Below are 26,538 nucleotides of genomic sequence, written 5' to 3' on the forward strand. Positions count from 1 at the left end.
GTTGTGCATCGAGCCGCCGCTACCGCTTGGCGTCTCCATGTAAATGGCCATTTAATTATGGGACGCTTGTTGACAGCGTGCAACGGTCTTTTAGGTTTTGGTGCACAGAAAGGGGGCGTGCGTTCGAGAGTGTTGCGCTGGAGCATCGGTAACCGAGGCAGCGGCGCAGACGAGTGCATCGCGCTGCGCGTCAACCGCCCTGGTACATCGGCGATCTGTTGGGTCCGGGCGACGGTGCGGCCGGCGCGGTTGGATTCTGGCGACGCGGCTCGGGCTCGTTGCCGCCCGCCGGCGGCTGCGCGGCCGGACCGGAGGCGGCCGGCGCGCGGCGATCGCGATAGGTCTTGCCCGGCGGCGGCGCGGTCGGGCGCTTGCGCAGTTCGGCCAGCAGCTTGCCGCACTGGCTGTCCTCGGCCGGCGACAGGTCGATCAGCGGCAGCACCGTGGCGACCGGCGCCAGCAGCGCCAGCGCGACCGCGCCGCCGGCGCGCAGCGCCAGCACGCCGATGTCGGGGCTGACGCGCGGGTCCTTCAGCGTGCCGCCGACATACAGCGGCGAGCGCAGCGAGAACACGCGCATGCCCTTGGAGTCGGGGTTGATCGTCAGGCCCAGCCGCTCGCTGGCCAGATCGACCACGCCGGTGGCGTTGATGGTGGCGTCCTGCGTGTCGATCACGAAGGTGCGGGCCCGGCCCATGCCATTGGTGAACGTGAAGTCGGCCACGCCGCAATGGATCTGCACCGGCTTGTCGCCGAACAGCTTGGCGATGATCACGCTGCCGACGTTCAGTCCCATCGCCTCCAGGATGAACTTGCTGATGGTGCCGTTCTCGACCAGCAGCCGCGCCTCGCCGTTGGACGAGCCGAGCAGCGCCGCGACCGAATTGCCGGTGGCGGACAGCTTGGCCGCGCCGTTGATCTCGCCGATGCTGGCGCGCATCGATTCGAGATTGGGGAACAGTTGCTTGATCTTCAGACGGCGCGCCGTCATGTCGATGGTCGCGCCCATCGGCGTGCGCTTGCCGTTCAGCTGCAGCGTCGAGCTCAGCGTGCCGCCGGCGACGCCGAAGTTCAGCGGCTTCAGATTCAGCACGCCGTCCTGCAGCACGATGTGGGTCTGCAGATTGTTGATCGGCAGATCGACGTCGCGGATGATGCGCTGGCCCGTGAAACGCACGTCGGCGTCGATGTCGTCCCAGCGTTCGGTGCGGAACGGCGCCACCGGCAGCGCCTTGTCGGCCGGCTGGCGTACCGGGCTGCGCGGCGCCGCCTGTCCCGGCTTGGCGTTGGCGCCGATCAGCGGCGCCAGGTCCTCGAAGCGCAGTTGCTTCGACACCAGCTCGCCGGCGAGCAGCGGGCGCGGATCGCGCTGCGTATAGGTCAGCGTGCCGCCGAGGTCGCTGCCGCCGACCCGGCCGCTGAAGTCCTGATAGCGGTAGACCGACGCGCCCTTGCGCAGCGTCGCGGTCAGCCGGCCGTTGGTCCGATACGGCGGCGTCTCCGGCAGCACCACGCCGGTCAGCGGGTACAGGTCGGCCATGCTCTCGCCGGACAGCTGCAGCATCAGGTCCAGCGCGGCGAGCCGGGCCGGCTCGGTCAGCGTGCCCTCGATCTGCGCGCGGGTGCTGCCGACGCGGATATCGGCCTGCAGCGGGTAGGGCCGGCTGGCGTCGCGCAGGTTCAGCACCGCACCGGCCTTGCCGTTGGCGTTGATGGTGGCCTTGTTGTAGTGGCCGACCGCGCGCCAGCGGATGCCGTAGACCGGTTCGCCCTTGCTGTTTGCCCTGGCGGCGGAGGCCGCGGCGGCCGAAGCCGCGGCCGGCCCGCTGGCGCCGCTCGCGGGGGCCGCCGAAGCGGCCGGTGCCGACGAGGGTGCCGACGAAGGTGCCGACGAAGGTGCCGATGAAGGTGCAAGCGGGCCGTCGCGATCCTTGTCATACAGCGGGGCATCGCCGATGGTTTCGAGCGTCGCGCGCAGTTCGATCTTGCTGGCGGCATCGTTCAGCGCCAGATGGCCGCGCGTGAGCACCACCTCGCCGATTTCCAGATGCCATTGCGATGGCTCCTTGTCTTCGCGGGTGGGGAAGGTCCAGTTGTTGCGCTTGTCGGCCAGCCGCTCGAGCGCGACCGACGGGCCGTCGATGGTGATGGTCGGCAGCGAGATTTCGCGCGTGAGCAGCGGCAGCGGCCGCAGCAGGAACACCAGTTCGCGCGCGGTGGCAAGGTTCGGCTGCTGGGTCCAGTCGGGATTGCCGATGGTGATGTCGCGGGCGGACAGCCGCGGCCACGGCACCAGGCGTCGCCAGCCGCTTTCGCCTTCGGGCCGGCGCCAGGTCAGGATCAGGTCGCCATTGACGGCGAACGGCCGGCCGATGGCATCGCTGACCTTCTCGTTGAGCCAGGGCTTGAGGCGGTTCCAGTCGAACAGCAGCACGAAGGCCACCACCGCCGCGATCAATACCAAGGGCGTCAACACACTCCACAGCACGGCCTGGCGGCGCAACGACATTGAAGGGCTCCTGGCCGGCGCACGCGCGGACCGGGCTGGTGCGCTGGCGCGGCGGACGTACCACGTTGCGGCTATTGTATAGTTGCGCGCCGGGCCCTCCTGTCGGCATGCGACTGACAATGATGCCCGCGTTTTCCGCATTTTTTGCCCGCCGCCGTCCACCGTCTTTGCTCGGCCGGCGGGTCCAGCCGATGGTGAAGTCCTCGATGGCCGACGACCGCAACGCGCACTCCCGACCCGACCGCAATGACGACCCCGCCGCCGCGCTCGCGCTGGCGGAACTGCCCGCCGCGCTGCCGCACGACAGCGCCGAGGCCGACGACCATCACCGCCGCTTCGGCGGCGTGGCGCGGCTCTACGGCGCCGACGGGCTGGCCCGGCTGGAGGCGGCCAGCATCTGCGTGGTCGGCATCGGCGGGGTCGGCAGCTGGGCCGCCGAGGCACTGGCCCGCAACGCGGTGGGCCGCATCACGCTGATCGATCTGGACCATATCGCGCCGTCCAATACCAACCGGCAGATCCACGCATTGGGCGACGAGTACGGGCGCGCCAAGGTCGAGGCGATGGCGCAGCGGCTGGTGCAGATCAACCCGCGCGTGCGGGTGCGTCCCGTCGACGATTTCGTGACGCCCGACAACGTCGAGGCGCTGCTGGCCGGCCATGACTACGTGATCGACGCGATCGACGCGGTCAAGGTCAAGATCGCGATGCTGGGCTGGGCCCGGCGCCAGCGGCTGCCGATCGTCACCTGCGGCGGCGCGGGCGGTCAGCTCGACCCGACCCGCGTGCGCGTCGCCGACCTGTCCCGCACGATCCAGGACCCGCTGCTGGCCAAGGTCCGTGCCGGGCTGCGCAAGCAGTGGGGTCTGCCGCGCGATCCGAAGAAGCCGTTCGGCCTGCCGGCCGTGTATTCCGACGAACCGTTGCGCTATCCCGAGCCCGAACAGCAGGCATGCGAGATCGACGAGGCGCCGTTCGCCGACGCCGCCCATCCGCCGCGGCAGGGGCCGCAGGGGCTGGCCTGCGCGGGCTTCGGCTCGTCGGTCGCGGTCACCGCGGTGTTCGGCTTCGTCGCGGCGTCGATGGCGCTGAGCGCGATCGCGCAGGCCCGCTGACGCTGGCGGTCTCTGTCGCCCCGCGAACGCGGGGGCCAGCGACTTGAGCTCGAGCCACTGGGTCCCCGCCTGCAGGGGGACGACACGAGTGTTCAGGCGCGCAGCGCGTCCAGCAGCCGCGCGACCTGCGCCTCGCCGGGCGCGAGGTTGTCGAAGAAGATCAGTTCCGGATAGTCGGCCGCCGCCGGCATGAAGCGCCGCCGCCGATAGTCTTCCCAGTGCGCGAGCTTGTAGGCGTCGTTGGGATTGCCGCGCCGCACGATGCGCGCGTGCGCCTCGTCCTCGGGCAGATGGACCCAGACGATGCGCACCGTGGTGCCGGCCGGCACCGCCAGCCAGTCCGGATCGCTGAGCCGATGCTCGCGGATCTCGCGCGACAGCGGGCCGATCACGATCGCGCTGATGCCCAGCGCCAGGTTCTCGCGCGCGGTATCGAGCAGGCCCTGGTATTCCGGATCGCGCAGATGCTGCAGATAGAGCGGACTGTCGCGGTCGTTGGGGTCGCCGGTCAGCGCGCCCATCGCGGCGGCGCTGTAGCGGCCGTACAGCGTGTCCTTGTCGAGCAGGCAGAACGGCTCGCCGGTGGCCTCCATCAGCGGGCCGATCAGCCGATGGGCCAGCGTGGTCTTGCCGGTACCGGCATGGCCGCAGAAGAAAATCAGTCGTGGCATCGAGGGGAACGAAGGGGGAAGGACGGCGTGCCCGGCGCGGGATTCGCGCGGGATTCGGTATCCTTGCGCGTATCCCTGTGCCTTCGGGCATTCCGCCCAGCATAACCGATCGCCTTCATGACCGTTTCCGCTCCCGCTCCCGCTTCCATTCCCGCAACCCCGACCGCCGCACCGCCCGATCTCGACAGCAGCGCGCTGCCCGCCGACCTGCATCTGGGCGAGCCGGTCACCGACCATACCCATGCGGAGTTCGTGCTGCTGCTCGAGGCCGCCGCGCGCGCCAGCGACGACGGCTTTCTGGCCGCGCTGGACGAGTGGATCGACCACACCCGCTATCACTTCGGCATGGAAGAGGCGTGGATGGAAGCGATGAACTTCGGCCCGCGCCAATGCCATGCCGGCGAGCATCGGCAGATGCTGGAGATCGTCGACAAGGTCCGGGCCAAGGTCGAGCAGGAAGGAGACTTCGAGACCGGGCGCCGCCTGGTGGCGGAACTGCCCGGCTGGTTCGCGCTGCACGTGCGCAAGCAGGACGCCGCGATGGTGGCCTACATGCGGCAGAACGGCTTTACGCTGGTGGAGGGGCCGGCGGCGTGAGGGCGGGGCGGTCGCCTGCGTTTCAGAGCCGCTTCCTCTGCCCGGCCCGCTCCCGCTGAAGCGGCGAGGAAGAACACCATCGAGGCGGCGAGGGAGAGTACCGCCGGTTTTCTCCGCAGTTTTCTCCGCGGTTTTCTCCCCGGTTTTTCCCTTCTCGCGCACGGGAGGGGCCGGGGCACGGGGGGAGAGGGCGGCCGCGCCCCCTCAGGCCCGCAACATCAATTCAACGCCGCACTGAGCTGCCGGCGCCAGCGCGACACGGCCTCCGGCGCGTCGCCCATCATCTCGAATACCGACAGCATCGTCCTGCGGCCGACATCGTCCTCGAAGCCGCGGTCGGTGCGTACGATGGCCAGCAGCTGCTCCAGCGCCGGCTCGTATTGACGGCGGGCGATCAGCAGCCGCGCCAGATCGAGCCGGGCCTGCAGGTCCGCGGGATTGGCCTCGATGCGGCCGGTCAGCGTGGCCTCGTCGGGCAGGTCGCCCAGGCCCTTCATCGCCTCCAGCCGCGTCTGCAGCGCGGCATAGGCATCGTGCTGCGGCGCGCGCGGCGTCAGCATGCCGAACTGGGCCTGCGCTTCCTCCAGCGCATTGCCGTCGAGCAGGAAGGCGATGTAGTCGATGCGTGCCTCGTCGAAGCCGGGGTCGAAGGCCAGTGCCGCCTGGAAGGCCTCGCGCGCGATCTCGCGCTTGCCGCCGGCAGCCGCCTGCCGGGCCTCGCGCAGCGCGATCTGGCCCGGGTCAGGCGTGACCCGGGCGATGAATTCGCGCAGCCCCGATTCGGGCAGCACACCGATGAACTGGTCGACCGGCTTGCCGTCGACGAAGGCGATCACATGGGGGATGCTGCGCACGCCGAAGTGGGCCGCCAGCTCCTGGTTCTCGTCGACATTGATCTTGGCCAGCTTCCACTTGCCGCCGGCCTCGCGCTCGAGCTTTTCCAGCAGCGGGCCCAGCGTGCGGCACGGTCCGCACCATGGCGCCCAGAAGTCCACCAGCACGGGGACGCTGCGCGACATAGCAATCACGTCGTGGTCAAAGTTCTGCAGGGTGACGTCGCTCATTCCTTGCCTCGCTGTTCGTGAATTCCGGTATCGCGTGAGATCCGCGCCCCGGCTCCAAGGCGCGTGCGGACAGGTTCGGCCTCGCGCCGGACGGCCGGTTTCCTGTGGTCGATGTGGGGACGGCGCGGCGCATATCAACCCTGGTTGCGGGAATCTACCCCTTGGAAATAGAACGGTCGTTCGGTTATATTGCTTGACGATTCGCCGCCGGGGCTGCTTGCCGGCCGCGGCGGCGTCGGCTCAACGCCAGACAACGACGCCCAGCAACGACGCTCGAGAACAGGTCGCGAAGACCGCTCAGGAGACAACGCATGCAGACCCAGAAGCCCGCCGCGCGCCCGCATTTCCAGTTCTGGCCCAAGCGGGCGCCCACCGCCATCGTGCTTCCCGAAACCTCGCTGTGGGTCAATCTGGAGGTGTCGGCGCGCCGCTATGCCGACAAGGCCGCGATCCGCTATTTCGGCAAGGCCATCACCTTCCGCGAGCTCGAGGCGCAGGCGAACGCGCTGGCCGGCTGGCTGCAGCGCGAGGCCGGCGTGGCCAAGGGCGACCGGGTGCTGCTGTACATGCAGAACTGCCCGCAGTTCATCGTCGGCTACTACGCGATCCTGCGCGCCGACGCGGTGGTGGTGCCCGTCAATCCGATGAACCGGGCCGAAGAATTCAAGCACTACATCACCGACGCGCAGGCTCGCGTGGCGATCTGCTCGGCCGATCTGGCCAGCGGTGCCGCGGCCGCCAATGCGGAGCTGCCGCAGGATCAGCAGCTGCAGCATCTGCTGGTGACCCAATACGCCGACGCGCTGCCCGAGCGCCACGAGCACCCCGAGGACGCGCCGCCCGCCTGGCTGACCGCCGAGCATCCGCTGCCGGCCGGTGCCGTGCAGTGGCGCGACGCGCTGGCCGCCGGCCACCAGCCCGGCCCGCATACCGCAGGTCCCGACGACATGGCGGTGATGCCCTATACCTCGGGCACCACCGGCTTCCCGAAGGGCTGCATCCATACCCATCGCTCGGTGATGCACAACGTGGTCGGCGGCTCGACCTGGTCGGGCTCGGGCGCCGAGTCGGTGATCCTGTCGGTGCTGCCGCTGTTCCACGTGACCGGCATGCAGTACGGCATGAACGGCCCGATCTACAGCGGCGCGACCGTGGTGATGCTGCCGCGCTGGGACCGCGAGGTCGCGGGCCGGCTGATCTCGCGCTACCAGGTCACGCACTGGACCAATATCCCGACGATGGTGATCGACTTCCTGGCCAGCCCGAATCTGGCAGAGTTCGACCTGTCGAGCCTGCGCTATATCGGCGGGGGCGGGGCGGCGATGCCGCAGGCGATCGCCGAGCGGCTGCGCGAGCAGTTCGGCCTGAACTATCTGGAGGGCTACGGCCTGTCCGAGACGATGGCGCCGACCCACAGCAATCCGGCCGACCGGCCCAAGCTGCAGTGCCTGGGCGTGCCGACCTTCAACACCGACGCGCGCGTGGTCGACCCGGTCACGCTGAAGGAGCTGCCGCCGGGCGAGGTCGGCGAGATCATCGTCTGCGGCCCGCAGGTGTTCAAGGGCTACTGGGGCAAGCCGGACGCGACGCGCGAGGCCTTCATCGAGTTCGAAGGCAAGACCTTCTTTCGCACCGGCGATCTCGGCCGGATGGACGAGGAGGGCTATTTCTTCATCACCGACCGGCTCAAGCGGATGATCAACGCGTCCGGGTTCAAGGTCTGGCCGGCCGAAGTGGAGAACCTGCTGTACAAGCATCCCGACGTGCAGGAGGCCTGCATCATCGGCACGCGCGACGCCTATCGCGGCGAGACGGTCAAGGCCGTGGTCGTGCTGAAGGCGCATGCGAAGGGCAAGACCACCGCCGACGACATCATCGCCTGGGCCAAGGACAATATGGCCGCCTACAAGTACCCGCGCGTGGTCGAGTTCGTCGACGCGCTGCCGAAGTCGGGGACCGGCAAGGTGATGTGGCGCCAGCTGCAGGAAGCGGAGAACGCGCGCCTGGGTTGACGGCGCGCGGTACAAGGGGTGCGCAATCGCTCAGTGCCCGCGCACCCGCATCAGCATCTTGACCATCGTCTTGTAGCCACGTTCGCGCGCGTGGCGCGTCGGCGTGACGCCGTCGCGATCGGCCAGATTGGCGTCGGCGCCCGCATCGAGCAGCAGCTGCACCACATGCTCGTAGCGCGTGCTGCCGTCGCCGAGCACGATGGCCTCCAGCAGCGCCGTCCATCCCAGCGCATTGACATGATCGACCGGCACGCCGGCCTGCAGCAGCAGCTTGACCACCTCGGGGTTGCCGTGCTGCGACGCCGCGGTCAGCGCGGTGCCGCGATAGCGGTCGGTGCTGCGCGGATCGGCACCGTGCGCCAGCGCCAGCCGCACCAGCTCGATCTGGCCGCTGGCGGCGGCCAGCAGGAAGGCGCTGTTGGCCTGCTCGTCCTTGTGGTTGACATCGGCTCCCGCGTGGATCAGCGCGCGGGCGGCCTCGCCGTGGCGCTGATAGACCGCGAGCAGCAGCGCGGTGCGGCCGCGCTCGTCGGCGGCATGCGGCGAGGCGCCGGCACCGAGCAGCTTGCGCACCAGCGCCGCGTCGCCGAGCGCGGCGGCGGTCAGCAGATTGCGGTTCAGCGCGCTCAGCGCGTCGTGCGGCCGGCCCGCACTGCCCGGCTGGGCGGCGGCCCGCGGCGGGGACGACGGCGAGGCGGGAGCGGGCGAGGACGAACCGGGCCGCGCCGCCATCGAGACGCCGGCCGGTCCTGACAGCAACGCCCCACCCAGCAGCAGCCCCGACAACCCCAGCGCTTCGGCGACCATCAGGCGGCGGGCTCGGGCGGGGGCGGGCATGGCGGTCTCCGGTTCAGGCGGCGTTGGCCGCTTCGGTATCGCCGGGCGCGTCGATGTCGCCGGCCGGTTCGGCGTCGGCGGCCTGGATCTGCCGCCACAGCCGGCCGAGATAGGGATCGTCGACGCCGTGCGTGGCCAGACCCAGCAGCGTCTGGTGCAGATAGTCGCGCGCGGGGCCGTAAAGCCCCGTGGCGCGCCGCAGGCAGGCCACCACGCGCTCGTCGGGCAGGCGGCCGGCATAGGCTTCGTGGGCGCGGTTCATCACGAAGGCGAGCGCCCGCTGCGGGGGCGCCTCGCCGTCGAGCTTCACGCGCAGCCAGCGGGGATGGTAGGCGCCGGTCATCATCTCGCGGCGCCACAGCACGCGAAATTCCTGCTCGACGACGTGGCTCGGGATGCGGAACACCATGCCGTGGCAGCTGCCGCCACGGTCCAGGCCCAGCACCAGGCCCGGGTTGTCCCAGGTGCCCCGGTTGATGCGCGAATACAGGTAGAAGCCGCGGTGATAGCCGTGCACGGTCGCGAGCCGGCGCTCGGTGTGCACGACCATCGGATTCCAGATCAGGGAGCCGTAGCCGAACAGCCAGACGTCGCCATTCAGGTCCGGCTGGTCTGGCCGGCGATCCAGCGTGGACCGCAACGAGCGCTCGAGCGCGTCGTCCGACAGCAGCGAGGAAGCTACCGGGGTACCGCCCAGCGTGGTCCGCAGCCGGTCCGCTTCAAGATCTTGTCGGGTGATGGCCATGGTGCAAGCATAATGCAAAGCCGGGCAGCGGGAGGCTTGGTACACCACATGGCAGGGAGATGTCGGCGTGGGGCAACGGTGAAGCCCCACCCACTGCCGGCGGGGTGGCGGCCGATGTTGCGCCGTCCTTACAATGGCTGCCAACTACCAGGAGGGATGGACATGGCGCGAACGCTTACGGTGGCCTTCGGCACCGGCAAGGAATTCGAGTTCACCATCGGCGATACCGAACTCGCGGGCATCAGCGATGATGCCGGCTGGCGCTGGTTCGATCGGGAGTATGCGGAGCTCGACTGCCAGGCCTCCAGCCCGGTGGGCAAGGTGCTGGTCATCGACAAGATCCTCAGCGTGGCGCGCTTCTCGGGCGAGCAGCGCTTTGCCAGCGATCCGGACTGGGCCCGGGAGTACGCGCGGCATGCCGCGCATATCCTGGGCCGCGATCGGGTGCGCGTCGACGTCGGCAACGCGTCGATCGGCTTCTGAATCTGCTTCCGAGCCGGCTTGCCGGCTCGTTGCCTTGCTGGAGCGTCTACCGCCTCAGACGGCCAGCAGCTCCACTTCGAACAGCAGCGTGGCGTTCGGCGGAATCACGCCGCCGGCGCCGCGTGCGCCATAGCCCAGGTCGGCGGGAATCACCAGCCGGCGCGTGCCGCCAACCTTCATGCCCTGCACGCCTTCGTCCCAGCCGCGGATCACATGGCCGGCGCCCAGCGGGAACACGAAGGGATCGTTGCGATCCTTGCTCGAATCGAATTTGCGGCCGGCCTGGCCGTTCTCGTACAGCCAGCCGGTGTAATGCACGGTGACGTGCTTGCCCGCGGTCGCTTCGGCGCCCTGGCCGGTCACGGTGTCTTCGTATTGCAGGCCGGAAGGAGTGGTGATCATCGGTCTTTCCTTTGTGTGACTGCGGATCGCGGTCAGGGATCGCGACCCGCGTGGTGATTCGGAGCATGGACCCCGCGGCCGTGGCCGCGCTCACGGTCCTGCCGCAGTGCTGCCGCGGTGCTGCCGAGACGGCAGTGTACCCGCAAGCGCTCAGGCGTCGGCCCGCTGCCAGGTGTCCAGGCGCAACTGCACGCTGCGCTCGTCGTCGCTGAACCAGATCTCGCCGTCCTGGATCGTCACGGTCAGCCGCATCGCGCGGCGCGCCATGCCGGCCAGCGCGTCGACCGCCTCGCCCGGCACCGCATGCACCGTCAGATTGCGCAGCTTGCCGGCCTTGCCGGCGATGCCCTTCCACCATTCGCGGGCGCTGGCGGGCTGGTAGGCGAACACGGTCACGCGCGCGGCGCGCGAGGCGGCGCGCTTGAGCCGCGTCTCGTCGGGCTGGCCCAGGTCGATCCAGTGTTCGATTTCGCCGGTCAAGCTGCGCTCCCACAGGTCCGGCTCATCGGGCTCGTCGAGCCCGCGCGTCAGGCTCAGCGTCTCGCTGGCCTCGCAGGCGAACGCCAGCAGCCGCACCATCATGCGGGCATCGTTCTCGGACGGGTGTTGCGCGACGGTCAGCGCGTGGGTGCCGTAGTAGTGCCGATCCATATCGGAGATCGACAGCTCGGCTTTGCAGATGGTGGACTTCAGGGCCATGGGGAAGAGGGGACGGCGGGCCGGCGCGATGGCGCGGGCAGGATGCCCGGCATGGCCGGCGAAGCGCGCATGTTACCCGATCACCGCGCGCATGACGGTGCCGATGGCATGGCGGCAAGCCTGGGCCAACGAACAGCGGAAACGGCGGCGCCGCGCGGCAGGCGCGGCGCCGGGGGTCAACGGGACTTGCGGTAGTCGCTGAAGTAGAAGCGCAGCAGCGCGGAGGCGATCACCAGCGCGAGGAAGGCGGCGGCAATCACCATCGCCTGGCCGGCCGGACTGTCGATCTGCCCGTTGACGCCGAGTTCGACCAGGCGGCCGATCACCAGCATCACCAGCACCGGGATCACCAGGGCGCGGCGACCGTAGGTGCGCATCACCCAGCCGGGGAAGTTGCGCAGCAGGTGGCCGACGAAATCGCGCGGAATGCTGCAGATCAAGCACGCCCCTGCGGCAGCGAGCGAAGCCGCCACCACATCCCCCAGTCCAATCCCGAACATGATTCCCCGTCCCGTCGCACCCGGGCGAAAAAGCCGGGGCTGAATTTTGCAAAGCGCTGATTCTACAGAAGATTTCGGGATTTCAGGTGTCGCCTGGTCGACCTGTGGAAGAAGGCGGCAGTCAGTCAGGGGACCAGCACCGGCAGCAGGAAAATGCCCAGCACGCACAGGAAGCCGAGCGTCCAGCACAGCGAGCGCAGCGTGGCGCGGTCGGCGAGATAGCAGACCGTGTAGAGCAGGCGGATCACGATGAAGGCGACCGCCAGTTCGTCGATGCGCGCCTGCGGCGCCTGCAGATGACTGGCGCACAGCACCGCGGCGGCGAACAGCGGAAAGGCTTCGAAGTGGTTGCGGTGGGCGAGATCGGCGCGGCGGGCGCGGCCGGTCTGCCGCTCCAGCCAGGCGCGCGGATCGTGGTTGTCGAAACCGGGCGCGCCCCATTTGGCAATGCCCACCGTGACGATGGGCAGGATGCCGGCGATCAGCACGCACCAGAAAGCGATCGGCATGGCGTTGTCCTCGGTTATGTCGTCGGCGGTTGTCAGCGGTCGGGCGGCGGTCGGGCGGCGATCGGGGCGCGCTCAGTCGGAAATCACGCCGCCACCACCCGGATCGTCACACCGGGCAGCGTCACCACCTGGCCGGCACGGATCTTGGCGGTCTTGCGCGACTCGGCCACGCCGTCGACCGCGACCTCGCCGGCAGCGACCAGCGCCTTGCCGGCGCCGCCGCTGTCGACCACGCCGGCCAGCTTGAGCAGATCGTTCAGCGCGATGTGCTCGCGGTCCAGCGGGAAGGTCAGGGTCTGCATGGTGAAGATTGGGTTGGAGGTGGCGCCGGGCGCCGAACCTTCGGCGCGCCGGCGTGAGCCGCGGCTATTACTTGCCCCAGCTGTCCTTCAGTCCGACGATGCGGTTGAAGACCGGGCGGCCCGGCTGGCTGTCGACGCGGTCCGCGACGAAGTAGCCGTGCCGCTCGAACTGGAAGCGGTCCTCGGCCCTGGCCTCGCGCAGGCCGGGCTCCAGATACGCTGTGACCACGCGCTTGGAGTCCGCGTTCAATGCATCGAGGAAGTTCTTGCCGCCGGCATCCGGATGCGGGTCGTTGAACAGCCGGTCGTACAGCCGCACCTCGGCCTGCAGCGCGTGCTGCGCGCTGACCCAGTGGATGTTGCCCTTGACCTTGACGCTGTCCGCGCCCGGCGTGCCGCTCTTGGTGTCGGGCAGGTAGTTGGCGTGCACCGCGACGACATTGCCGTCGGCGTCCTTGTCGACGCCGGTGCATTCGATCACGTAGCCGTAGCGCAGCCGCACCTTGTTGCCCGGGAACAGCCGGAAGTAGCCCTTCGGCGGGTTCTCGCTGAAGTCCTCGCGCTCGATCCACAGTTCGCGCGACAGCGGGAACACGCGCTTGCCGAGCTCGGGCTGCTTCGGATGGACCGGTGCCGAGCACTCCTCGCTGTGGCCCTCGGGATAGTTGTCCAGGATCAGCTTGAGCGGATCGAGCACCGCCACGGCGCGCGCCGCGCGCGCATCGAGGTCGTCGCGCACCGCGCCTTCCAGCGTGCTCATGTCGATCCAGCTGTCGGACTTGGCCACGCCGACGCGGTCGCAGAACAGCTGGATCGATTCGGGCGTATAGCCGCGGCGGCGGATGCCGACGATGGTCGGCATGCGCGGATCGTCCCAGCCGTCCACGCGGCCCTCGTTGACCAGCTGCAGCAGCTTGCGCTTGCTGGTGATCGCATAGGTCAGGTTCAGCCGGGCGAACTCGTACTGATGCGGCAGCGGCTCGCGCAGCAGGCCGCAATCGCGCAGCTGCGCCAGCACCCAGTCGTACAGCGGGCGGTTGTTCTCGAACTCCAGCGTGCACAGCGAGTGCGTGATGTTCTCGATCGCATCGGAGATGCAATGCGTGAAGTCGTACATCGGATAGATGCACCACTTGTCGCCGGTGCGATGGTGGTGCGCATGGCGGATCCGGTAGAGCACCGGGTCGCGCATCACGATGTTCGGCGCGGCCATGTCGATCTTCGCGCGCAGCACGTGTTCGCCGTCGGCGTACTTGCCGGCGCGCATGTCGCGGAACAGCTGCAGGTTTTCCTCGACGCTGCGCTCGCGGTAGGGCGAGGGCGTGCCCGGCTCGGCGAAGTTGCCGCGGCTGGCGGCGATCTGCTCTGCGCTCTGGCTGTCGACATAGGCGACGCCGCGCTCGATCAGCTTCTCGGCGAACGCGTACAGCTGGTCGAAGTAGTCGCTGGCGTAGTACAGGTGGGCCTGCTGGCCGCCCTGGGCATCGGTGCTGTCCCAGCTGAAGCCGAGCCAGTGCACCGCGTCGATGATCGAATCGACGTACTCGGTGTCTTCCTTGACCGGATTGGTGTCGTCGAAGCGCAGGTGGCAGCGGCCGCCGTAGTCGCGCGCCAGCCCGAAATTCAGGCAGATGCTCTTGGCGTGGCCGATATGCAGATAGCCGTTGGGCTCCGGCGGGAAACGCGTGATCACGGCGGGCAGCGGCCGACCCTGCGCGTCGGTGCGGCCGGCATAGGTGCCGGCGGCCAGATCCTGGTCGATGATGCTGCGCAGGAAATTCGAGGCGGCGGGGGTGCTGTCTTGGGCTTTGGGATCGTGGCTCATGGTTTGGCCAGGTTGGGCCGCGGGTCGCGGCCGGCTTCAGGGCGAATTCGGATTCGGGGTAAGGATCGGCGCGGATTTGCGCCGGGCCAGCGTGCCGGCGTCCCGGAAGGCGCGGCATGTTGGCGGGAACCCGGGATTTTACCGTGCCGGCGCATCGGCCGCGCGCGCAATCGTCGGACGCGCGCTAGCATGGCGTTTCCGACCCCATCGTTCACGAGGAGCCCCATGCCATCTCCCGATCCCGCCGCCACCCTTGCCGCGCTGTGGCGCGCCACCGGCCTGCCCGAGGCCGCCCTCGCGCAGGCAACGCTGAGCGGCGCCGAACCGGTGCTGCCGTCATCGTTCGCGGTCGGCACTGCCGCGCAGGCCAGCGTGGCCGCTTCGGCGTTGGCGGCCGCGGCGCTGTGGCAGCAGCGCACCGGCCGCTGGCAGCAGGTCGCGGTCGATATGCGCCACGCCATCGCGGAATTTCGCAGCGAGCGTTATCTGCGCGTCGACGGCGGTCCGGCGCCGGAGCTGTGGGACAAGATCGCGGGCGCCTATCGTTGCGGCGATGGCCGCTGGGTCCGGCTGCACACGAACTTCCTGCATCACCGCGACGGCGTGCTGCGGCTGCTCGGCTGTGCCAACGACAAGGACGCGGTGCAGGCCGCGCTGGGCAAATGGGAGGCGGAGGCCTTCGAGACCGCCGCTTCCGATGCCGGCCTGGTTGTCGCGGCGATGCGCAGCTTCGACGAATGGGACGGCCATCCGCAGGCCGCCGCGTTGCGCGAGTTGCCGCCCATCGTGATCGAGCGGATCGGCGACGCGCCGCCGATGCCCTTGCCGGACTTGCCGGCGCAGGACGCCCGGCCGCTGTCCGGCGTGCGGGTGCTGGAGTTCACCCGCATCATCGCCGGCCCGGTGGCCGGCCGCACGCTGGCCGCGCATGGCGCGGACGTGCTGCTGGTCACCGCGCCGCATCTGCCGTCGATCGCGCCGCTGGTGATCGACACCGGCCGCGGCAAGCGGTCCTGCCAGCTCGATCTGCGCGATGCCGACGACAAGCGCACGCTGCACAAGCTGCTGCACGGCGCGGATGTCTTCCTGCAGGGATACCGGCCCGGCGGCCTCGCGGCGCTAGGCTTCGGCCCCGAGGCGGCCGCGCGCGCCCGCCCCGGCATCGTCTATGTCTCGCTGTCGGCCTATGGCCATGTCGGACCGTGGGCCGGCAAGCGCGGCTTCGATTCGCTGGTGCAGACCGCGACTGGCTTCAACGACGCCGAGGCCCGAGCGGCCGGCAGCGACACGCCGCGTCCGCTGCCGGCACAGGTGCTCGACCACGCCGCCGGCTACCTGCTCGCGCTCGGCGCGATGGCGGCCCTGCACCGGCGCGCCACCGAGGGCGGCAGCTGGCACGTGCGCGTGTCGCTGGCGCAGACCGGCCAGTGGCTGCGCGGCCTCGGCCGGATCGACAACGGCCTGCAGGCGCCGGACCAGCGGATCGACGACATCAGCGACCTGCTGGAGGCGGTGCCGTCGGGCTTCGGCATGCTGACGACGGTACGGCACGCGGCGCAACTGTCCGAGACGCCGGCCCGCTGGGAACAGCCATCGGTGCCGCTGGGCAGCGACGCCGCGCAGTGGTTGCCGCGCGGCGGGGGGAAGTAAGGCGAGCCGCAATCCTGTCGAACCTTGCCGACGGTGGCCCGTTGAGGCGCGGCCGCCGTCCTTCGCTGCCGGCGTCACGCCATGCCGCGCCATGGCCGAGACAAGCAGGGCCAGGCAGGGCCAGGCAGGGCGACCACCTCGATATTTTTTTGACGGGAGAAAACCTACCGAGTAGTATGTTTTTCCGACGAAGGCCCACCTTCGGCAAGAACGGCGACAAGAACGACAACAAGGAGACAGAGCATGCGGGTTCTGATCACGGGCGCGGCCGGCATTATCGGCACCGCGCTGCAACGCGCGTTGATCGCGCGGGCAAGCCTGGCCGACCCCGGCGGCACGCCGCGCCAGATCGACGAACTCGTGCTGGCCGACCGCGCCGACGTGCCGCTGCCTGGGGACGCGCCGTGCCGGCGCACCGTGCTGCGCGGCGACCTGGCCGAGCCCGGCTTTGCCGCGCAACTGGCGGCGCTGGCGCCGGACAGCGTGTTTCATCTCGCGGCCAGCCTGACGCTGGAGGCCGAAGCCGATGAGCCGCGCGCCTATCGGCTGCATGTCGAGGCCCTGCGCGGGCTGATCGCCGGCTTCGCCAGGCCGCCCCGGCTGGTGCTGGCCAGCTCGATCGCCGTCTTCGGGGGAGACCTGCCCGAGACGGTCGGCGACGGGCTGCGCGCCGAGCCCGACACGACCTATGGCACGCACAAGGCCATCGCCGAGCTGCTGCTGGCCGACTACAGCCGCCGCGGCCGCGTCGACGCGCGCGCGTTGCGCCTGCCGATCGTGCTGATCCGCGACGGCGCGCCATTGCCCGCGGTGTCGGACCGCATCGCCGCGATCGTGCGCGAGCCGCTGGCCAGCCGCGACGTCGTCTGCGGCCTGCATCCGGACACGCGGATGCCGGTAGCGTCGGCGCAGGCCGTCGCGCAGGCCTTGATCGCCATGCACGATCTGCCGGCGGACCGGCTGCCGCACGACAGGGCGCTCAATCTGCCGTCGCTGTCGACCACCGTGGCGCAGATGGTGGCCGCGCTGCGCCGCGTGGCAGGCGACGCAGCCGCGGCGCGCATCCGTTACGAACCCGACCCCGCGCTCCAGCGCGTGGTCGACAGCTGGCCGCGCACCTTTACCTCGGACAAGGCCAGCGCGCTCGGCCTGCATGCCGACGCCGATTTCGACGCGATTCTCGGCGCCTACCTCGACAGCAAGGGGACGGCATGAAGAACCCCGCGATCGGCTTCCGCCGTAACGGCCCGCTCTCCACCAATGAACACGAGCGGCAGGCCGACGCCGCGATGCGCTTCGACGACAGGCTGTCGGCCGAGGTCGCCGCGCTGCCGGTCTGCATCGTCGGTGCCGGCTGTTCGGGCGTCACCGCCGCCAAGGCGCTGAAGGAGAAGGGCGTCGCCTTCGACTGCTTCGAACTGGGCTCGAAGATCGGCGGCATGTGGCGCTACGAAAACGACAACGGCATGTCGTCGGCCTACCGCAGCCTGCATATCGACACGAGCCGCACCAACCTGGGCTACTCCGATTTCCCGATTCCCGACCGGTATCCCGATTTCCTGTCGCACTACGAGGTGATCGAATATCTGGAAGCCTATGCCGAGCGCTTCGGCATCCCGCCGCATATCCGCTTCAACACGCGGGTGGAGCGCGTGGCGCCGGTCGGCGACGGCAGCTGGCGCGTCACGCTGGGCGACGGCAGCAGCCGGCGCTATCGCGCGGTGATCGTCGCCAACGGCCATCTGTGGGACCCGCGCTGGCCGAGCTTCGACGGCCAGTTTTCCGGCGAGCAGATCCATTCGCACCACTACCGCACCACCGAGCCGTTCCGCGACCGCAACGTGCTGATCGTCGGCATCGGCAATTCCGCGGTCGACATCGCCGTCGATGTCTGCAAGTCGGCCAAGCGCACGTGGATCTCGACGCGGCGCAGCGCGTGGATCATGCCGAAATACATCATGGGCCATCCCATCGACCGCTGGTCCGCCTTCTTCGCACGGCGCCTGCATCTGCCGACACGCGTCACGCGCACGCTGGTGCGCTGGCTGGCGTATCTGGCCACCGGCGACCAGGCGCGCGTCGGCATTCCGCGGCCCCGTCACGAGATCTGGCGCGAGCATGCCACGCTGAGCCAGGAGCTGGTTCCGTATTGCGGCCATGGCTGGATCCGCATCAAGCCGAACATCCGCAGGCTGGACGGCGACCACGTCGAGTTCGAGGACGGCACGCGTGAGGCCGTCGATGCGATCATCCACGCCACCGGCTACCGGGCCAGCTTTCCGTTTCTCGACCGGCAGGTGTTCGAGGTCGCGGATGGCAAGGCCGAGCTCTATCGCCGCATGATGCCGCCCGGCCGCCATGGCCTGTTCATGCTGGGGCTGGTGCAGCCGATCGGCCCGACGATTCCGCTGGTCGAGATCCAGGGAAAATGGCTGGCCGCGGTGCTGGCCAACGAGATCCGGCTGCCGGGCCGGGACGGCATGATGGCGGAAATCGATGCCCATCAGCGCTACGTATCGCGCCGCTTCGTCGGCTCGGCACGCTATACGCTGGAGGTAGACTTCCGCCGCTACGCCACAGAACTGTTTCGCGATATCGCCCGGGGAGGGGCGGCATGACCCCCAGCAAGCAGGAAATCCTGATCCAGGCCGCCGAATGCTTCATGGAACAAGGGTTCCATGCCACCAGCATCGACGACGTCGCGCGGCGGCTCGGCGCGACCAAGGGCCGCATCTACCATCATTACGCGTCGAAGATCGACCTGTTCTTCGAGGTGCATCGCGAAGGCATGCGGCTGCTGTTCGAGGCGGTGGAGCCCGCGCGCAAGGTCGAGGGCGACGGCGTCACCGTGCTGGCGGCGATGCTGCGTGCGCATGCGGTCGCCGTGCTGGAACACCACACGTTCGAGAGCGTGGTGGCGCAGGGCGTGCAGATGCATCGCTTCGGCGCGACCACGCCGTCGCAGCGGCAGACGCTGGACGAGCTGATCGCCAGCCGCGACCGCTTCGAGCGTCTGTTCAAGGATCAGGCCGCGGCGGCAAGGCGCGATGGCTCGCTGGCCGCCGATGCCGATCTGTCGATCGCGGTGAAGACCTTGCTGGGCGGAATCCAATGGTCGCTGATCTGGTATCGCCCGGAGGCCGATGCCGACGAGCACGCGCGCGAGCGCCTGGCCGAGGCGATGGTGCGTACGCTGGTCGAGGGCATCCGCGCGCGGCCGGAGCGGGCCGCATCGACAGCCGGCAGGCGGGCGCGCGCGCCGGCAGCCTAGCGCGGCACGCCTTCGACTCGGCGCAGATCAGTACAGCGTCTGGCGGATCCGCTGCGGCAGCTCGGCGTCGTAGGCCCGGCCGTCGATGGCATCGCGGCTCAGCGTTGCCAGGATGGTGCCGGTGCTCGGCAACGCGCTGCGCGGAATCTGCGCTTCGGGCGACCACAGCCGCGAACGCACCAGCGCGCGGGCGCACTGGAAGAACACCGAGCGGATCGCGATCAGCAGCACGGTGGAGGGGGCCTTGCCGTCGACTGTGCACTGCGCGATCAGTTCCGGATCGGTCGAGATCGTCGCCGTGCCGGCCACGCGCAACGTCTCGTCGACGCCAGGCACGAGGAACAGCAGGCCGACGCGCGGGTCGGCGACGATATTGCGCAGGCTGTCGATGCGGTTGTTGCCGCGGCGGTCCGGCAGCAGCAGCGTGCGGTCGTCCAGCACCTTGACGAAGCCGGGCGCATCGCCGCGCGGCGAACATTCGGCCATGCCGTCGGCCACCGTCGACAGCAGGCAGAACGGCGAGGCCTCGACGAAGGCGCGATAGTGCGGATGCAGGTAATCGACTTCCTTGGCCAGCGAGGCCGGTGCGGGCTTGCCGTAGTGCGTTTCCAGGTCTGCCAGCGTGGCGATGGTGTGATCGGTCATGGCGGATGGGCGGTCGAGCGAGGTGGAGGAGTGGGGCGGCCGCGGGTTTGAATTTCCGACGGGTGGTCCGTTCGGGCGGTGCGCGGCATCGGCAAGTCTACAGCGTGACGGTGCCCCGGCCGATCTCGATCACGCGGCCCCCGACGCGGATCGCGCCCTCGCCATCTTCGACATCGACTTCTAGCCGCAGCCGGCAGGGCCGCTCGACCAGATCGCCCTGGGCAATCTCGTAGCGCGCCGGCAAGGCATGGCCGGTGGCGAGCAGCCAGCCGCCGAGATTCGCGCAGGCCGAGCCGGTGCCCGGGTCCTCGGCCACGCCGCCGCCCTGTTTGGTAAAAAAGTAGCGGGCGACCACGCACCCAGGCTGCTGCGGATCGAAGGCGAACAGATAGGCGGTCTTGCGGCCGAGGCTGCTGGCGGGCCAGGCGTCCAGGCGGCTGCCGTCGGGCACCGCGCGGCGCACGGCGTCGGGGCTGCTGAGCGGCACCAGCAGCTGATCGGCGCCGGTATCGACCCAGATCGGCGAGCCGGCCAGATCGTCGGCCCGCAGTCCGAGCAGCGCGGCGACTTCCGCATCGGGCAGTGGCGCCGGCGCGGTCTTCGGCTGGCCGCGATGCGGCGCGGTGAAGGTCCACACATCGCCTTGCGCGCGCACCGGCACGACGCCCGCCTTGAACTCGAGCGTCAGCGCATCGCCGGTGTTGCGCAGCGCCCGTACCGCGTGGGCGGTGCCCAGCGTCGGATGGCCGGCGAAGCGCATCTCGTAGCCGGGCGTGAAGATCCGCACCATCGCGTCGGCCCGCTCCGACGGCAGGATGAAGGTCGTCTCGGACAGGTTGAACTGCAGCGCCAGCGCCTGCATGGTGGCATCGTCCAGCCCGCGGCCGTCCTCGAACACACACAGGGGATTGCCGCCGAAGGTCGATTCGGCAAAGACATTGAGCAGGCGGAAGGCGTAGGTGGGCATGGCGGTGGAATCGTCGGGGACAGGCTGCCAGTGTAGGCGGATGGCACGTGAGAGCCATGTACAGTTAACGGCGTCACGGTCGGGCCAGTTTGGATGAACTCGCTTCCGCGAGATCGATTGACCTCGGTGCGCCGGCCGGAGTCTCGTCGATAGGCGAGGACGGAATAGCTTCGCCTCCGTGCAACTCCGGAATGAACTGCGCCAGCTTTTCCTCCAACGTCGAGGTGGTCTGCTTTGTCCCGCGTTGGACGGTGTTCGATTCCTGAGTCATGCCTGCTTCCTGGCGATGTTGGGGTCGACCAGTGTCGTGCGGTTGTAGAGCTGAATCTATCCGCTAACACGCAACAACCCCGCAAAAAGGAGAAAGCCGGCATGACCGGCTTTCTTTCCATCAAGACGCGAAAACGCGAAAACTCAGAACCCCACCGCCTGTCCGTCGCGACGGCTGTCGCTGGCGGCGACATAGCCGTGCTCGGGATCTTCCGACAGGCGCCAGATGAACTGGCCGGAGCCGAAGTCCATATACGGGTCCGCGACCGACTTGAGCTGGTGGCCGCGGTCCTTCAGGCCCGCAACGGTGGCCGGGTTCATCGTCGCTTCGACGTCCAGCGTGAAGTCGCGGTTGACCTTCCAGCGCGGCGCGCAGCAGGCGGCCTGCGGCTGCTGCTTGTAGTCGAGCATGCGCACCACGGTCTGCAGATGGCCCTGCGGCTGCATGTCGCCGCCCATCACGCCGAAGCTCATCACCGGCTGCCCGTCGCGCGTCATGAAGGCGGGGATGATCGTGTGAAACGGCCGCTTGCCGCCGGCCACCACATTGGGCGACTTCGGATCCATCGAGAAGCCGACGCCGCGGTTCTGCAGGCTGATGCCGGTGCCGGGCACCACCACGCCGGAGCCGAAGCCCATGTAGTTCGACTGGATGAACGAGATCATCATGCCGTTCTCGTCGGCCGCGGTCAGGTAGATCGTGCCGCCGACCTTCGGCATGCCGAAGTCGAAATGCGTGGCGCGCTTCATGTCGATCAGCCTGGCGCGCGACTTCAGGTAGCCGTCGTCCAGCATCTGCTCGGGCGTGACCTCCATGCTGCGCGGGTCCGACACGTAGCGGTACAGGTCGGCGAACGCCAGCTTCATCGCCTCGATCTGCAGATGCTGCGAGTCGATCGAGTCGACCGGCAGGCTGCCGACGTCGAAGTTGTCCAGGATGCCGAGCGCCATCAGCGCGGCGATGCCCTGGCCGTTGGGCGGAATCTCGTGGATCTCGTAGCCGCGATAGGACTTGCGGATCGGCTCGACCCAGTCCGGGCGGTAGTCGCGCAGGTCGGCCAGCGTCATCGCGCCGCCGCACTCCTTGCTGAAGGCGGCGATGCGCTCGGCGATCTGGCCCTCGTAGTAGTCGCGGCCGCCGCTGGCGCCGATGCGGCGCAGCGTTTCCGCGGCGGCCTTCATCACGAACTTCTCGCCGGTATGCGGCGCGCGGCCGTTCGGCATGAAGGTGTCGGCGTAGCCCGGCTGGTCCTTCAGGTCCGGCACCGCGGCGGCCCACTTGTGCGCGACGATCGGCGGCACCGCATAGCCGCGCTCGGCGATCTCGATCGCCGGTTCCATCAGGTCGGCGAACGGCAGCTTGCCGAAACGCTCGTGCAGCGCGGCCCAGCCGGCCACCACGCCCGGCACGGTGACGCTGTCCCAGCCGCGGATCGGCCGTTTTGCCAGCCCGTTGCCTTCCTCGCCGTACTTGTTGCGGAAGTACTCGGGATTCCAGGCGGCCGGGGCCACCCCCGACGAGTTCAGGCCGTGCAGCTGCTTGCCGTCCCACAGGATCGCGAAGGCATCGCTGCCCAGGCCGCACGAGACCGGCTCGACGATGGTGATCGCGGCAGCGGCGGCGATTGCCGCGTCGATCGCATTGCCGCCCTTGAGCAGCATGCGCAGGCCGGCCTGCGCGGCCAGCGGATGCGAGGTCGATACCACGTTGCGCGCAAACAGCGGAATGCGCACGGAGGGGTAGGGATTGGTCCAGTCGAAGGTCTGCATGGCTTGTCTCTTGGCGTTGCCGTGATGGCGGCTATGGTTGTCTGCCGCTTATTCCGCGGTGATGTTGCGGTCCTTGATCAGTTTGCCCCAGCGGGCGCTTTCCTTGCCGACGATCGCCGCGAACTGCGCGGGCGTGCCGCCGACCGGCTCGGCGCCGAGCTTGGCCAGCCGTTCCTTGACCTCCGGCGCCTGGATCGCCTTGTTGAACTCGGCGTTCAGGCGCGTCACCAGGTCGGGCGGCAGGTTCTTCGGGCCATAGATGCCGAACCAGGTCTCGCTGACGAAGCCGGGCAGGCCCGACTCGCCGACGGTCGGCACGTCCGGCACCAGCGACGAGCGCTTCGCGCTGGTCACCGCCAGCGCCTTGAGCTTGCCGTCGCGCACGTGGGGCAGGGCGGTGACGATGCTGTCGAACAGGATATGCACCTTGCCCGAGATCAGATCGGCGATCGACAGCGCGGTGCCCTTGTACGGAATGTGCGTCAACTGGACGCCGGCCTGCGCGCTGAATGCCTCGGCCATCAGGTGGACCACGGTGCCGTTGCCGCTGGACGCGTAGTTCAGTTCGCCGGGATGCGCCTTGGCATAGGCGATCAAGTCCTTCACGCTGTTGACCTGCAGATGGTTCGTCACCACCAGCAGGTTGGTCGCGCTGGCGACCTGGCCGATCGGCGTGAAATCGGTCTGCACGTTGTACGGCAGCCGCGGGTGAATATGCGGTCCGATCGAATGCGTGCTGCTGGTGGCCATCAGCAGCGTGTAGCCGTCCGCCGGGGCCTTGGCGGCCATGTCCGAGCCGATCGCGCCGCCCGCGCCGGGCCGGTTGTCGACCACGACCTGCTGGCCCAGATTGGCGCCGACCTTCTGCGCGATCGCGCGCGCCAGCAGATCGGTCGCGCCGCTGGCGGGGAAGGGCACGATCAGGCGGATCGGCTTGGCGGGATAGCTCTCGGCCAGGGCGGGCGCGGCGGCGAAGGCCAGCGTCGCCGCCAGGCCGGTGCCCAGCAGGCGCAGCCAGGATGTCATCGTTCAATCTCCGTGGACGTTGTCGGTTCGGTGCCGGCGGACCGGCCGATGCCGCATTATTCCGTGCAGCTTTACATAATGAAAGCTAATATTTCTTTCTTTTCCCTCAAGTTTCGCTTAAGGCCCCGTTTCAGTCCGCGCATCCAGTTTCGTTGAAGGCGCGCTCGACGTCCGGCGCTGATCGCTTCCCCATCCGTTATGAGCACCATCCGCTTCCTTCGTACCTTCGTTGCGGTCGCCGAGCACGGCTCCTTTGCCGCCGCCGCGGGCCACGTCGCGCTGACCCAGGCCGCGGTCAGCCTGCAGATGCGCGCGCTGGAGGGCGAACTGCGGCGCGAGCTGTTCGATCGGACCGGGCGCGTGGTCGTGCTCAACGCGGGCGGGCGCGAGCTGCTGCCGCGCGCGCGCCAGCTGCTCGCGCTGTACGACGAGATGCGCGCCGCGCCCGAGACGCCCGAGGCGATGGCGGGCGCGGTCGCCGTCGGCGCGGTGGTGTCGGTGATGGGCGGCCTGTCGCACGTGGTGGCCAGCATGAAGACCGAGCATCCGGCGCTGGACGTGCGGCTGGTCGGCGCCAAGTCGATCGAGCTGGCGACGCTGGTCGAAGCCGGCGAGCTCGATGCGGCCATCGTGGTGGAGGGCCCGGGACGGCTGGCGGGGGCGCTGCGCTGGACGCCGCTGTATCGGGAGCCGCTGGTGGCGATCGCCGCGGCCGGCAGCGCCGCCGCGGACGCGCGCCAGGCGCTGGCGGGCCAGGCCTTCCTGCGCTTCGACCGCACGCAGCTGACCGGCATGCTGGTCGAGCGGGCCCTGCGGCGCGCGCATCTGCGCGTCAACGAATTCCTCGAGCTCAATTCGATCGAAGCGCTGGTCGAGCTGGTGCGGCAGCAGGTTGGCGTGACCGTGGTGCCGCTGCTGCAGCGGGCGCGCTGGCGCGACGACGAGGCGTTGCGGGTGCTGCCGCTGGAGGCGGGCGGCGAGCCGGTATGGCGCACCATCGGCATGCTGGAGCGGCGCGATCATTCGCGCCGGCACATCACCGAGGCGATCCGCGCGGCGTGCGCCGCGCTGTTCTGCGAGCCGCGCTAGCGCTGTCGCCGGCATCGGCCAAAAAAAACGGGGTGCCGGCCGGCACCCCGTTTTGCATCTGCGTCCTTGCTACTTATTCTTCCTGGAACGCTTCCTCGCGCTTGGCCTTGATCGACGGCAGGGCGACGATCAGCACCAGGATCGCGGCGGCGATCAGCAGGCTCAGCGACAGCGGACGGGTGAAGAACACCGAGAACTCGCCACGCGAGAGCAGCAGCGTGCGGCGGAAGTTCTCTTCCATCATCGGTCCGAGCACGAAGCCGAGCAGCAGCGGCGCCGGTTCGCACTTGAGCTTCAGGAACAGGTAGCCCACCACGCCGAAGGCCGCGGTCTGGAACACGTCGAAGGTGGTGTTCTGGACCGAGTAGACGCCGATACAGCAGAACGTCAGGATGGCCGGGTACAGGAAGCGGTAGGGCACCTTCAGCAGCTTGACCCAGATGCCGATCAGCGGCAGGTTCAGGATGATCAGCATCAGGTTGCCGATCCACATCGAGGCGATCAGGCCCCAGAACAGCTGCGGGTTGCTGGTCATCACCTGCGGACCCGGCTGGATGTTGTGGATCGTCATCGCACCGACCATCAGCGCCATCACCGCGTTGGGCGGAATGCCCAGCGTCAGCAGCGGGATGAAGGAGGTCTGCGAGGCGGCGTTGTTGGCCGATTCCGGACCCGCCACGCCTTCGATCGCGCCCTTGCCGAACTCGTGCGGATACTTCGACGACTTCTTCTCCAGCGTGTAGGCCGCGAACGAAGCCAGCGAGGCGCCGCCGCCCGGCAGGATGCCCAGCGCCGAGCCCAGCACGGTGCCGCGCAGCACCGCCGGGACCATCCGCTTGAAGTCTTCCTTGGTCGGGAACAGGCTGGTGATGTGGTCGGTGAAGGTCTCACGCTTTTCGCGTTGCTCCAGGTTCGCGATGATTTCCGCGAAGCCGAAGATACCCATCGCCACGGCCACGAAGTTCAGGCCGTCGGTCAGTTCCGGCACGTCGAACGAGAAGCGCGCCGCGCCCGAGTTCACGTCGGTGCCGACCAGGCCGAGCAACAGACCCAGCACGATCATCGCGATCGCCTTGACCAGCGAACCCGAGGCCAGCACCACGGCGCCGATCAGGCCCAGCACCATCAGCGAGAAGTACTCGGCGGGGCCGAACTTGAACGCCAGTTCCGACAGCGGCGCGGCAAAGCCGGCCAGGATCAGCGTGGCCACGCAGCCGGCGAAGAACGAGCCCATGCCCGCGGTCGCCAGCGCCACCCCGGCGCGGCCGCGCCGCGCCATCTGGTAGCCGTCGATCGTGGTCACCACCGACGACGATTCGCCCGGCAGGTTGACCAGGATCGCGGTGGTCGAGCCGCCGTACTGCGCGCCGTAATAGATGCCGGCCAGCATGATCAGCGCGGCCACCGGCGGCAGCGTGTACGTGATCGGCAGCAGCATCGCGATGGTCGCGAGCGGGCCCAGGCCCGGCAGCACGCCGATCAGCGTGCCGAGCAGGCAGCCGAGGAAGGCGTAGGCCAGGTTCTGGAAGGTCAGGGCGGTCGAGAAGCCGATGCCCAGGTTGGTTAGCAGTTCCATCTGG

At 69.0% G+C, this 26,538-nt stretch carries 26 protein-coding genes; 9 read left to right on the plus strand and 17 right to left on the minus strand.

Going from position 1 to position 26,538, the window contains the following annotated elements; genetic code table 11:
* Positions 1 to 190: 190 nt before the first annotated feature.
* A complete protein-coding gene (locus FOB47_RS13360) occupies positions 191 to 2,509 on the minus strand; it encodes an AsmA family protein (RefSeq protein WP_174781295.1) in 2,319 nt (772 codons plus the stop codon).
* A gap of 272 nt (positions 2,510 to 2,781) precedes the next feature.
* Between FOB47_RS13360 and FOB47_RS13365 the strand changes: the two genes are divergently transcribed.
* A complete protein-coding gene (locus FOB47_RS13365) occupies positions 2,782 to 3,624 on the plus strand; it encodes a tRNA threonylcarbamoyladenosine dehydratase (RefSeq protein ID WP_390884817.1) in 843 nt (280 codons plus the stop codon).
* 92 nt (positions 3,625 to 3,716) lie between these two features.
* Here FOB47_RS13365 and FOB47_RS13370 read toward each other — a convergent pair whose 3' ends face one another.
* Positions 3,717 to 4,295, minus strand: coding sequence for a P-loop nucleotide/nucleoside kinase family protein (locus tag FOB47_RS13370; protein ID WP_053821234.1), 579 nt, complete (start codon positions 4,293 to 4,295; stop codon positions 3,717 to 3,719).
* Between the two features lie 117 nt (positions 4,296 to 4,412).
* On the opposite strand from FOB47_RS13370, the gene FOB47_RS13375 reads away from it, so the two are divergent.
* Positions 4,413 to 4,892: a bacteriohemerythrin gene (locus tag FOB47_RS13375; protein WP_082371403.1), complete on the plus strand. Its 480-nt coding sequence runs from the start codon at positions 4,413 to 4,415 to the stop codon at positions 4,890 to 4,892.
* A 218-nt stretch (positions 4,893 to 5,110) separates the two neighbouring features.
* Here FOB47_RS13375 and trxA read toward each other — a convergent pair whose 3' ends face one another.
* Complete coding sequence (gene trxA / locus FOB47_RS13380) at positions 5,111 to 5,956, minus strand: thioredoxin (protein WP_053821235.1); 846 nt, start codon at positions 5,954 to 5,956, stop codon at positions 5,111 to 5,113.
* 311 nt (positions 5,957 to 6,267) lie between these two features.
* Here trxA and FOB47_RS13385 point away from each other — a divergent pair, with 311 nt between their 5' ends.
* On the plus strand, positions 6,268 to 7,968 hold the full coding sequence (locus FOB47_RS13385; RefSeq protein ID WP_174781297.1) for a long-chain fatty acid--CoA ligase: 1,701 nt from the start codon (positions 6,268 to 6,270) through the stop codon (positions 7,966 to 7,968).
* Positions 7,969 to 7,998: 30 nt separating this feature from the next.
* Here FOB47_RS13385 and FOB47_RS13390 read toward each other — a convergent pair whose 3' ends face one another.
* Together FOB47_RS13390 and FOB47_RS13395 are read right to left on the minus strand one after the other, a co-directional pair.
* Positions 7,999 to 8,805 carry an ankyrin repeat domain-containing protein gene (locus FOB47_RS13390; protein ID WP_170265837.1) on the minus strand — a complete coding sequence of 269 codons (807 nt, stop codon included), beginning with the start codon at positions 8,803 to 8,805 and terminating at the stop codon, positions 7,999 to 8,001.
* Between the two features lie 13 nt (positions 8,806 to 8,818).
* Positions 8,819 to 9,550 carry a gamma-glutamylcyclotransferase gene (locus tag FOB47_RS13395; protein ID WP_053821238.1) on the minus strand — a complete coding sequence of 244 codons (732 nt, stop codon included), beginning with the start codon at positions 9,548 to 9,550 and terminating at the stop codon, positions 8,819 to 8,821.
* Positions 9,551 to 9,712: 162 nt separating this feature from the next.
* Between FOB47_RS13395 and FOB47_RS13400 the strand changes: the two genes are divergently transcribed.
* The gene (locus FOB47_RS13400; protein WP_053823006.1) at positions 9,713 to 10,033 is read left to right on the plus strand and encodes a hypothetical protein; all 321 of its coding nucleotides are present in this window, start codon (positions 9,713 to 9,715) and stop codon (positions 10,031 to 10,033) included.
* A 54-nt stretch (positions 10,034 to 10,087) separates the two neighbouring features.
* On the opposite strand, the gene FOB47_RS13405 is transcribed toward FOB47_RS13400, so the two are convergent.
* The 6 genes from FOB47_RS13405 to FOB47_RS13430 form a co-directional block, all read right to left on the minus strand.
* Positions 10,088 to 10,435 carry an FKBP-type peptidyl-prolyl cis-trans isomerase gene (locus FOB47_RS13405; RefSeq protein WP_006578666.1) on the minus strand — a complete coding sequence of 116 codons (348 nt, stop codon included), beginning with the start codon at positions 10,433 to 10,435 and terminating at the stop codon, positions 10,088 to 10,090.
* 150 nt (positions 10,436 to 10,585) lie between these two features.
* Entirely contained in the window at positions 10,586 to 11,134 is a 549-nt protein-coding gene (locus FOB47_RS13410; protein WP_053821239.1) for a YaeQ family protein, read from the minus strand.
* Between the two features lie 176 nt (positions 11,135 to 11,310).
* Positions 11,311 to 11,634, minus strand: a complete 324-nt coding sequence (locus FOB47_RS13415; protein WP_053821240.1) for a hypothetical protein — start codon at positions 11,632 to 11,634, stop codon at positions 11,311 to 11,313.
* A gap of 125 nt (positions 11,635 to 11,759) precedes the next feature.
* The gene (locus FOB47_RS13420; protein ID WP_053821241.1) at positions 11,760 to 12,143 is read right to left on the minus strand and encodes an MAPEG family protein; all 384 of its coding nucleotides are present in this window, start codon (positions 12,141 to 12,143) and stop codon (positions 11,760 to 11,762) included.
* A gap of 83 nt (positions 12,144 to 12,226) precedes the next feature.
* Positions 12,227 to 12,445 (minus strand): RNA-binding S4 domain-containing protein, encoded by a 219-nt coding sequence (locus tag FOB47_RS13425; RefSeq protein ID WP_006578670.1) that lies wholly within the window; start codon positions 12,443 to 12,445, stop codon positions 12,227 to 12,229.
* A gap of 67 nt (positions 12,446 to 12,512) precedes the next feature.
* Positions 12,513 to 14,270, minus strand: a complete 1,758-nt coding sequence (locus tag FOB47_RS13430) for a glutamine--tRNA ligase/YqeY domain fusion protein (RefSeq protein ID WP_174781298.1) — start codon at positions 14,268 to 14,270, stop codon at positions 12,513 to 12,515.
* A 189-nt stretch (positions 14,271 to 14,459) separates the two neighbouring features.
* On the opposite strand from FOB47_RS13430, the gene FOB47_RS13435 reads away from it, so the two are divergent.
* The 4 genes from FOB47_RS13435 to FOB47_RS13450 all read left to right on the plus strand — a co-directional run bounded on the left by FOB47_RS13435 (position 14,460) and on the right by FOB47_RS13450 (position 19,191).
* A complete protein-coding gene (locus FOB47_RS13435; protein ID WP_174781299.1) occupies positions 14,460 to 15,920 on the plus strand; it encodes a CoA transferase in 1,461 nt (486 codons plus the stop codon).
* A gap of 243 nt (positions 15,921 to 16,163) precedes the next feature.
* Positions 16,164 to 17,135 (plus strand): NAD-dependent epimerase/dehydratase family protein, encoded by a 972-nt coding sequence (locus FOB47_RS13440; RefSeq protein ID WP_174781300.1) that lies wholly within the window; start codon positions 16,164 to 16,166, stop codon positions 17,133 to 17,135.
* Entirely contained in the window at positions 17,132 to 18,538 is a 1,407-nt protein-coding gene (locus FOB47_RS13445; protein WP_174781301.1) for a flavin-containing monooxygenase, read from the plus strand. The genes FOB47_RS13440 and FOB47_RS13445 overlap by 4 nt, the downstream gene beginning before the upstream one ends.
* A complete protein-coding gene (locus FOB47_RS13450; RefSeq protein WP_053821243.1) occupies positions 18,535 to 19,191 on the plus strand; it encodes a TetR/AcrR family transcriptional regulator in 657 nt (218 codons plus the stop codon). Before FOB47_RS13445 ends, FOB47_RS13450 begins: the two co-directional genes overlap by 4 nt.
* 27 nt (positions 19,192 to 19,218) lie before the next feature.
* Here FOB47_RS13450 and FOB47_RS13455 read toward each other — a convergent pair whose 3' ends face one another.
* From FOB47_RS13455 to FOB47_RS13475, 5 genes are all read right to left on the minus strand, one after another.
* Positions 19,219 to 19,836: a pyridoxamine 5'-phosphate oxidase family protein gene (locus tag FOB47_RS13455; protein ID WP_053821244.1), complete on the minus strand. Its 618-nt coding sequence runs from the start codon at positions 19,834 to 19,836 to the stop codon at positions 19,219 to 19,221.
* Positions 19,837 to 19,933: 97 nt separating this feature from the next.
* Positions 19,934 to 20,803 carry a PhzF family phenazine biosynthesis protein gene (locus tag FOB47_RS13460; RefSeq protein WP_053821245.1) on the minus strand — a complete coding sequence of 290 codons (870 nt, stop codon included), beginning with the start codon at positions 20,801 to 20,803 and terminating at the stop codon, positions 19,934 to 19,936.
* A 73-nt stretch (positions 20,804 to 20,876) separates the two neighbouring features.
* Complete coding sequence (locus tag FOB47_RS13465) at positions 20,877 to 21,074, minus strand: hypothetical protein (protein WP_144425745.1); 198 nt, start codon at positions 21,072 to 21,074, stop codon at positions 20,877 to 20,879.
* A gap of 143 nt (positions 21,075 to 21,217) precedes the next feature.
* On the minus strand, positions 21,218 to 22,843 hold the full coding sequence (gene ggt, locus FOB47_RS13470; RefSeq protein WP_053821246.1) for a gamma-glutamyltransferase: 1,626 nt from the start codon (positions 22,841 to 22,843) through the stop codon (positions 21,218 to 21,220).
* A 48-nt stretch (positions 22,844 to 22,891) separates the two neighbouring features.
* Entirely contained in the window at positions 22,892 to 23,869 is a 978-nt protein-coding gene (locus FOB47_RS13475; protein ID WP_174781302.1) for a Bug family tripartite tricarboxylate transporter substrate binding protein, read from the minus strand.
* Positions 23,870 to 24,067: 198 nt separating this feature from the next.
* Here FOB47_RS13475 and FOB47_RS13480 point away from each other — a divergent pair, with 198 nt between their 5' ends.
* Entirely contained in the window at positions 24,068 to 24,958 is an 891-nt protein-coding gene (locus FOB47_RS13480; RefSeq protein ID WP_053821248.1) for a LysR substrate-binding domain-containing protein, read from the plus strand.
* A 73-nt stretch (positions 24,959 to 25,031) separates the two neighbouring features.
* On the opposite strand, the gene FOB47_RS13485 is transcribed toward FOB47_RS13480, so the two are convergent.
* Positions 25,032 to 26,534, minus strand: coding sequence for a tripartite tricarboxylate transporter permease (locus FOB47_RS13485; RefSeq protein WP_053821249.1), 1,503 nt, complete (start codon positions 26,532 to 26,534; stop codon positions 25,032 to 25,034).
* Positions 26,535 to 26,538 lie beyond the last annotated feature (4 nt).

The sequence above is a fragment of the Cupriavidus gilardii genome (assembly GCF_013347325.1).
GTDB classification, from domain to species: domain Bacteria; phylum Pseudomonadota; class Gammaproteobacteria; order Burkholderiales; family Burkholderiaceae; genus Cupriavidus; species Cupriavidus gilardii.

Coding starts and splice junctions, on each gene's coding strand:
- FOB47_RS13360 (WP_174781295.1), bottom strand. CDS start 2,509: ATGTCGTTGCGCCGCCAGGCCGTGCTGTGGAGTGTGTTGACGCCCTTG.
- FOB47_RS13370 (WP_053821234.1), bottom strand. CDS start 4,295: ATGCCACGACTGATTTTCTTCTGCGGCCATGCCGGTACCGGCAAGACC.
- FOB47_RS13375 (WP_082371403.1), top strand. CDS start 4,413: ATGACCGTTTCCGCTCCCGCTCCCGCTTCCATTCCCGCAACCCCGACC.
- trxA (WP_053821235.1), bottom strand. CDS start 5,956: ATGAGCGACGTCACCCTGCAGAACTTTGACCACGACGTGATTGCTATG.
- FOB47_RS13385 (WP_174781297.1), top strand. CDS start 6,268: ATGCAGACCCAGAAGCCCGCCGCGCGCCCGCATTTCCAGTTCTGGCCC.
- FOB47_RS13390 (WP_170265837.1), bottom strand. CDS start 8,805: ATGCCCGCCCCCGCCCGAGCCCGCCGCCTGATGGTCGCCGAAGCGCTG.
- FOB47_RS13395 (WP_053821238.1), bottom strand. CDS start 9,550: ATGGCCATCACCCGACAAGATCTTGAAGCGGACCGGCTGCGGACCACG.
- FOB47_RS13400 (WP_053823006.1), top strand. CDS start 9,713: ATGGCGCGAACGCTTACGGTGGCCTTCGGCACCGGCAAGGAATTCGAG.
- FOB47_RS13405 (WP_006578666.1), bottom strand. CDS start 10,435: ATGATCACCACTCCTTCCGGCCTGCAATACGAAGACACCGTGACCGGC.
- FOB47_RS13410 (WP_053821239.1), bottom strand. CDS start 11,134: ATGGCCCTGAAGTCCACCATCTGCAAAGCCGAGCTGTCGATCTCCGAT.
- FOB47_RS13415 (WP_053821240.1), bottom strand. CDS start 11,634: ATGTTCGGGATTGGACTGGGGGATGTGGTGGCGGCTTCGCTCGCTGCC.
- FOB47_RS13420 (WP_053821241.1), bottom strand. CDS start 12,143: ATGCCGATCGCTTTCTGGTGCGTGCTGATCGCCGGCATCCTGCCCATC.
- FOB47_RS13425 (WP_006578670.1), bottom strand. CDS start 12,445: ATGCAGACCCTGACCTTCCCGCTGGACCGCGAGCACATCGCGCTGAAC.
- FOB47_RS13430 (WP_174781298.1), bottom strand. CDS start 14,270: ATGAGCCACGATCCCAAAGCCCAAGACAGCACCCCCGCCGCCTCGAAT.
- FOB47_RS13435 (WP_174781299.1), top strand. CDS start 14,460: ATGGCGTTTCCGACCCCATCGTTCACGAGGAGCCCCATGCCATCTCCC.
- FOB47_RS13440 (WP_174781300.1), top strand. CDS start 16,164: ATGCGGGTTCTGATCACGGGCGCGGCCGGCATTATCGGCACCGCGCTG.
- FOB47_RS13445 (WP_174781301.1), top strand. CDS start 17,132: ATGAAGAACCCCGCGATCGGCTTCCGCCGTAACGGCCCGCTCTCCACC.
- FOB47_RS13450 (WP_053821243.1), top strand. CDS start 18,535: ATGACCCCCAGCAAGCAGGAAATCCTGATCCAGGCCGCCGAATGCTTC.
- FOB47_RS13455 (WP_053821244.1), bottom strand. CDS start 19,836: ATGACCGATCACACCATCGCCACGCTGGCAGACCTGGAAACGCACTAC.
- FOB47_RS13460 (WP_053821245.1), bottom strand. CDS start 20,803: ATGCCCACCTACGCCTTCCGCCTGCTCAATGTCTTTGCCGAATCGACC.
- FOB47_RS13465 (WP_144425745.1), bottom strand. CDS start 21,074: ATGACTCAGGAATCGAACACCGTCCAACGCGGGACAAAGCAGACCACC.
- ggt (WP_053821246.1), bottom strand. CDS start 22,843: ATGCAGACCTTCGACTGGACCAATCCCTACCCCTCCGTGCGCATTCCG.
- FOB47_RS13475 (WP_174781302.1), bottom strand. CDS start 23,869: ATGACATCCTGGCTGCGCCTGCTGGGCACCGGCCTGGCGGCGACGCTG.
- FOB47_RS13480 (WP_053821248.1), top strand. CDS start 24,068: ATGAGCACCATCCGCTTCCTTCGTACCTTCGTTGCGGTCGCCGAGCAC.
- FOB47_RS13485 (WP_053821249.1), bottom strand. CDS start 26,534: ATGGAACTGCTAACCAACCTGGGCATCGGCTTCTCGACCGCCCTGACC.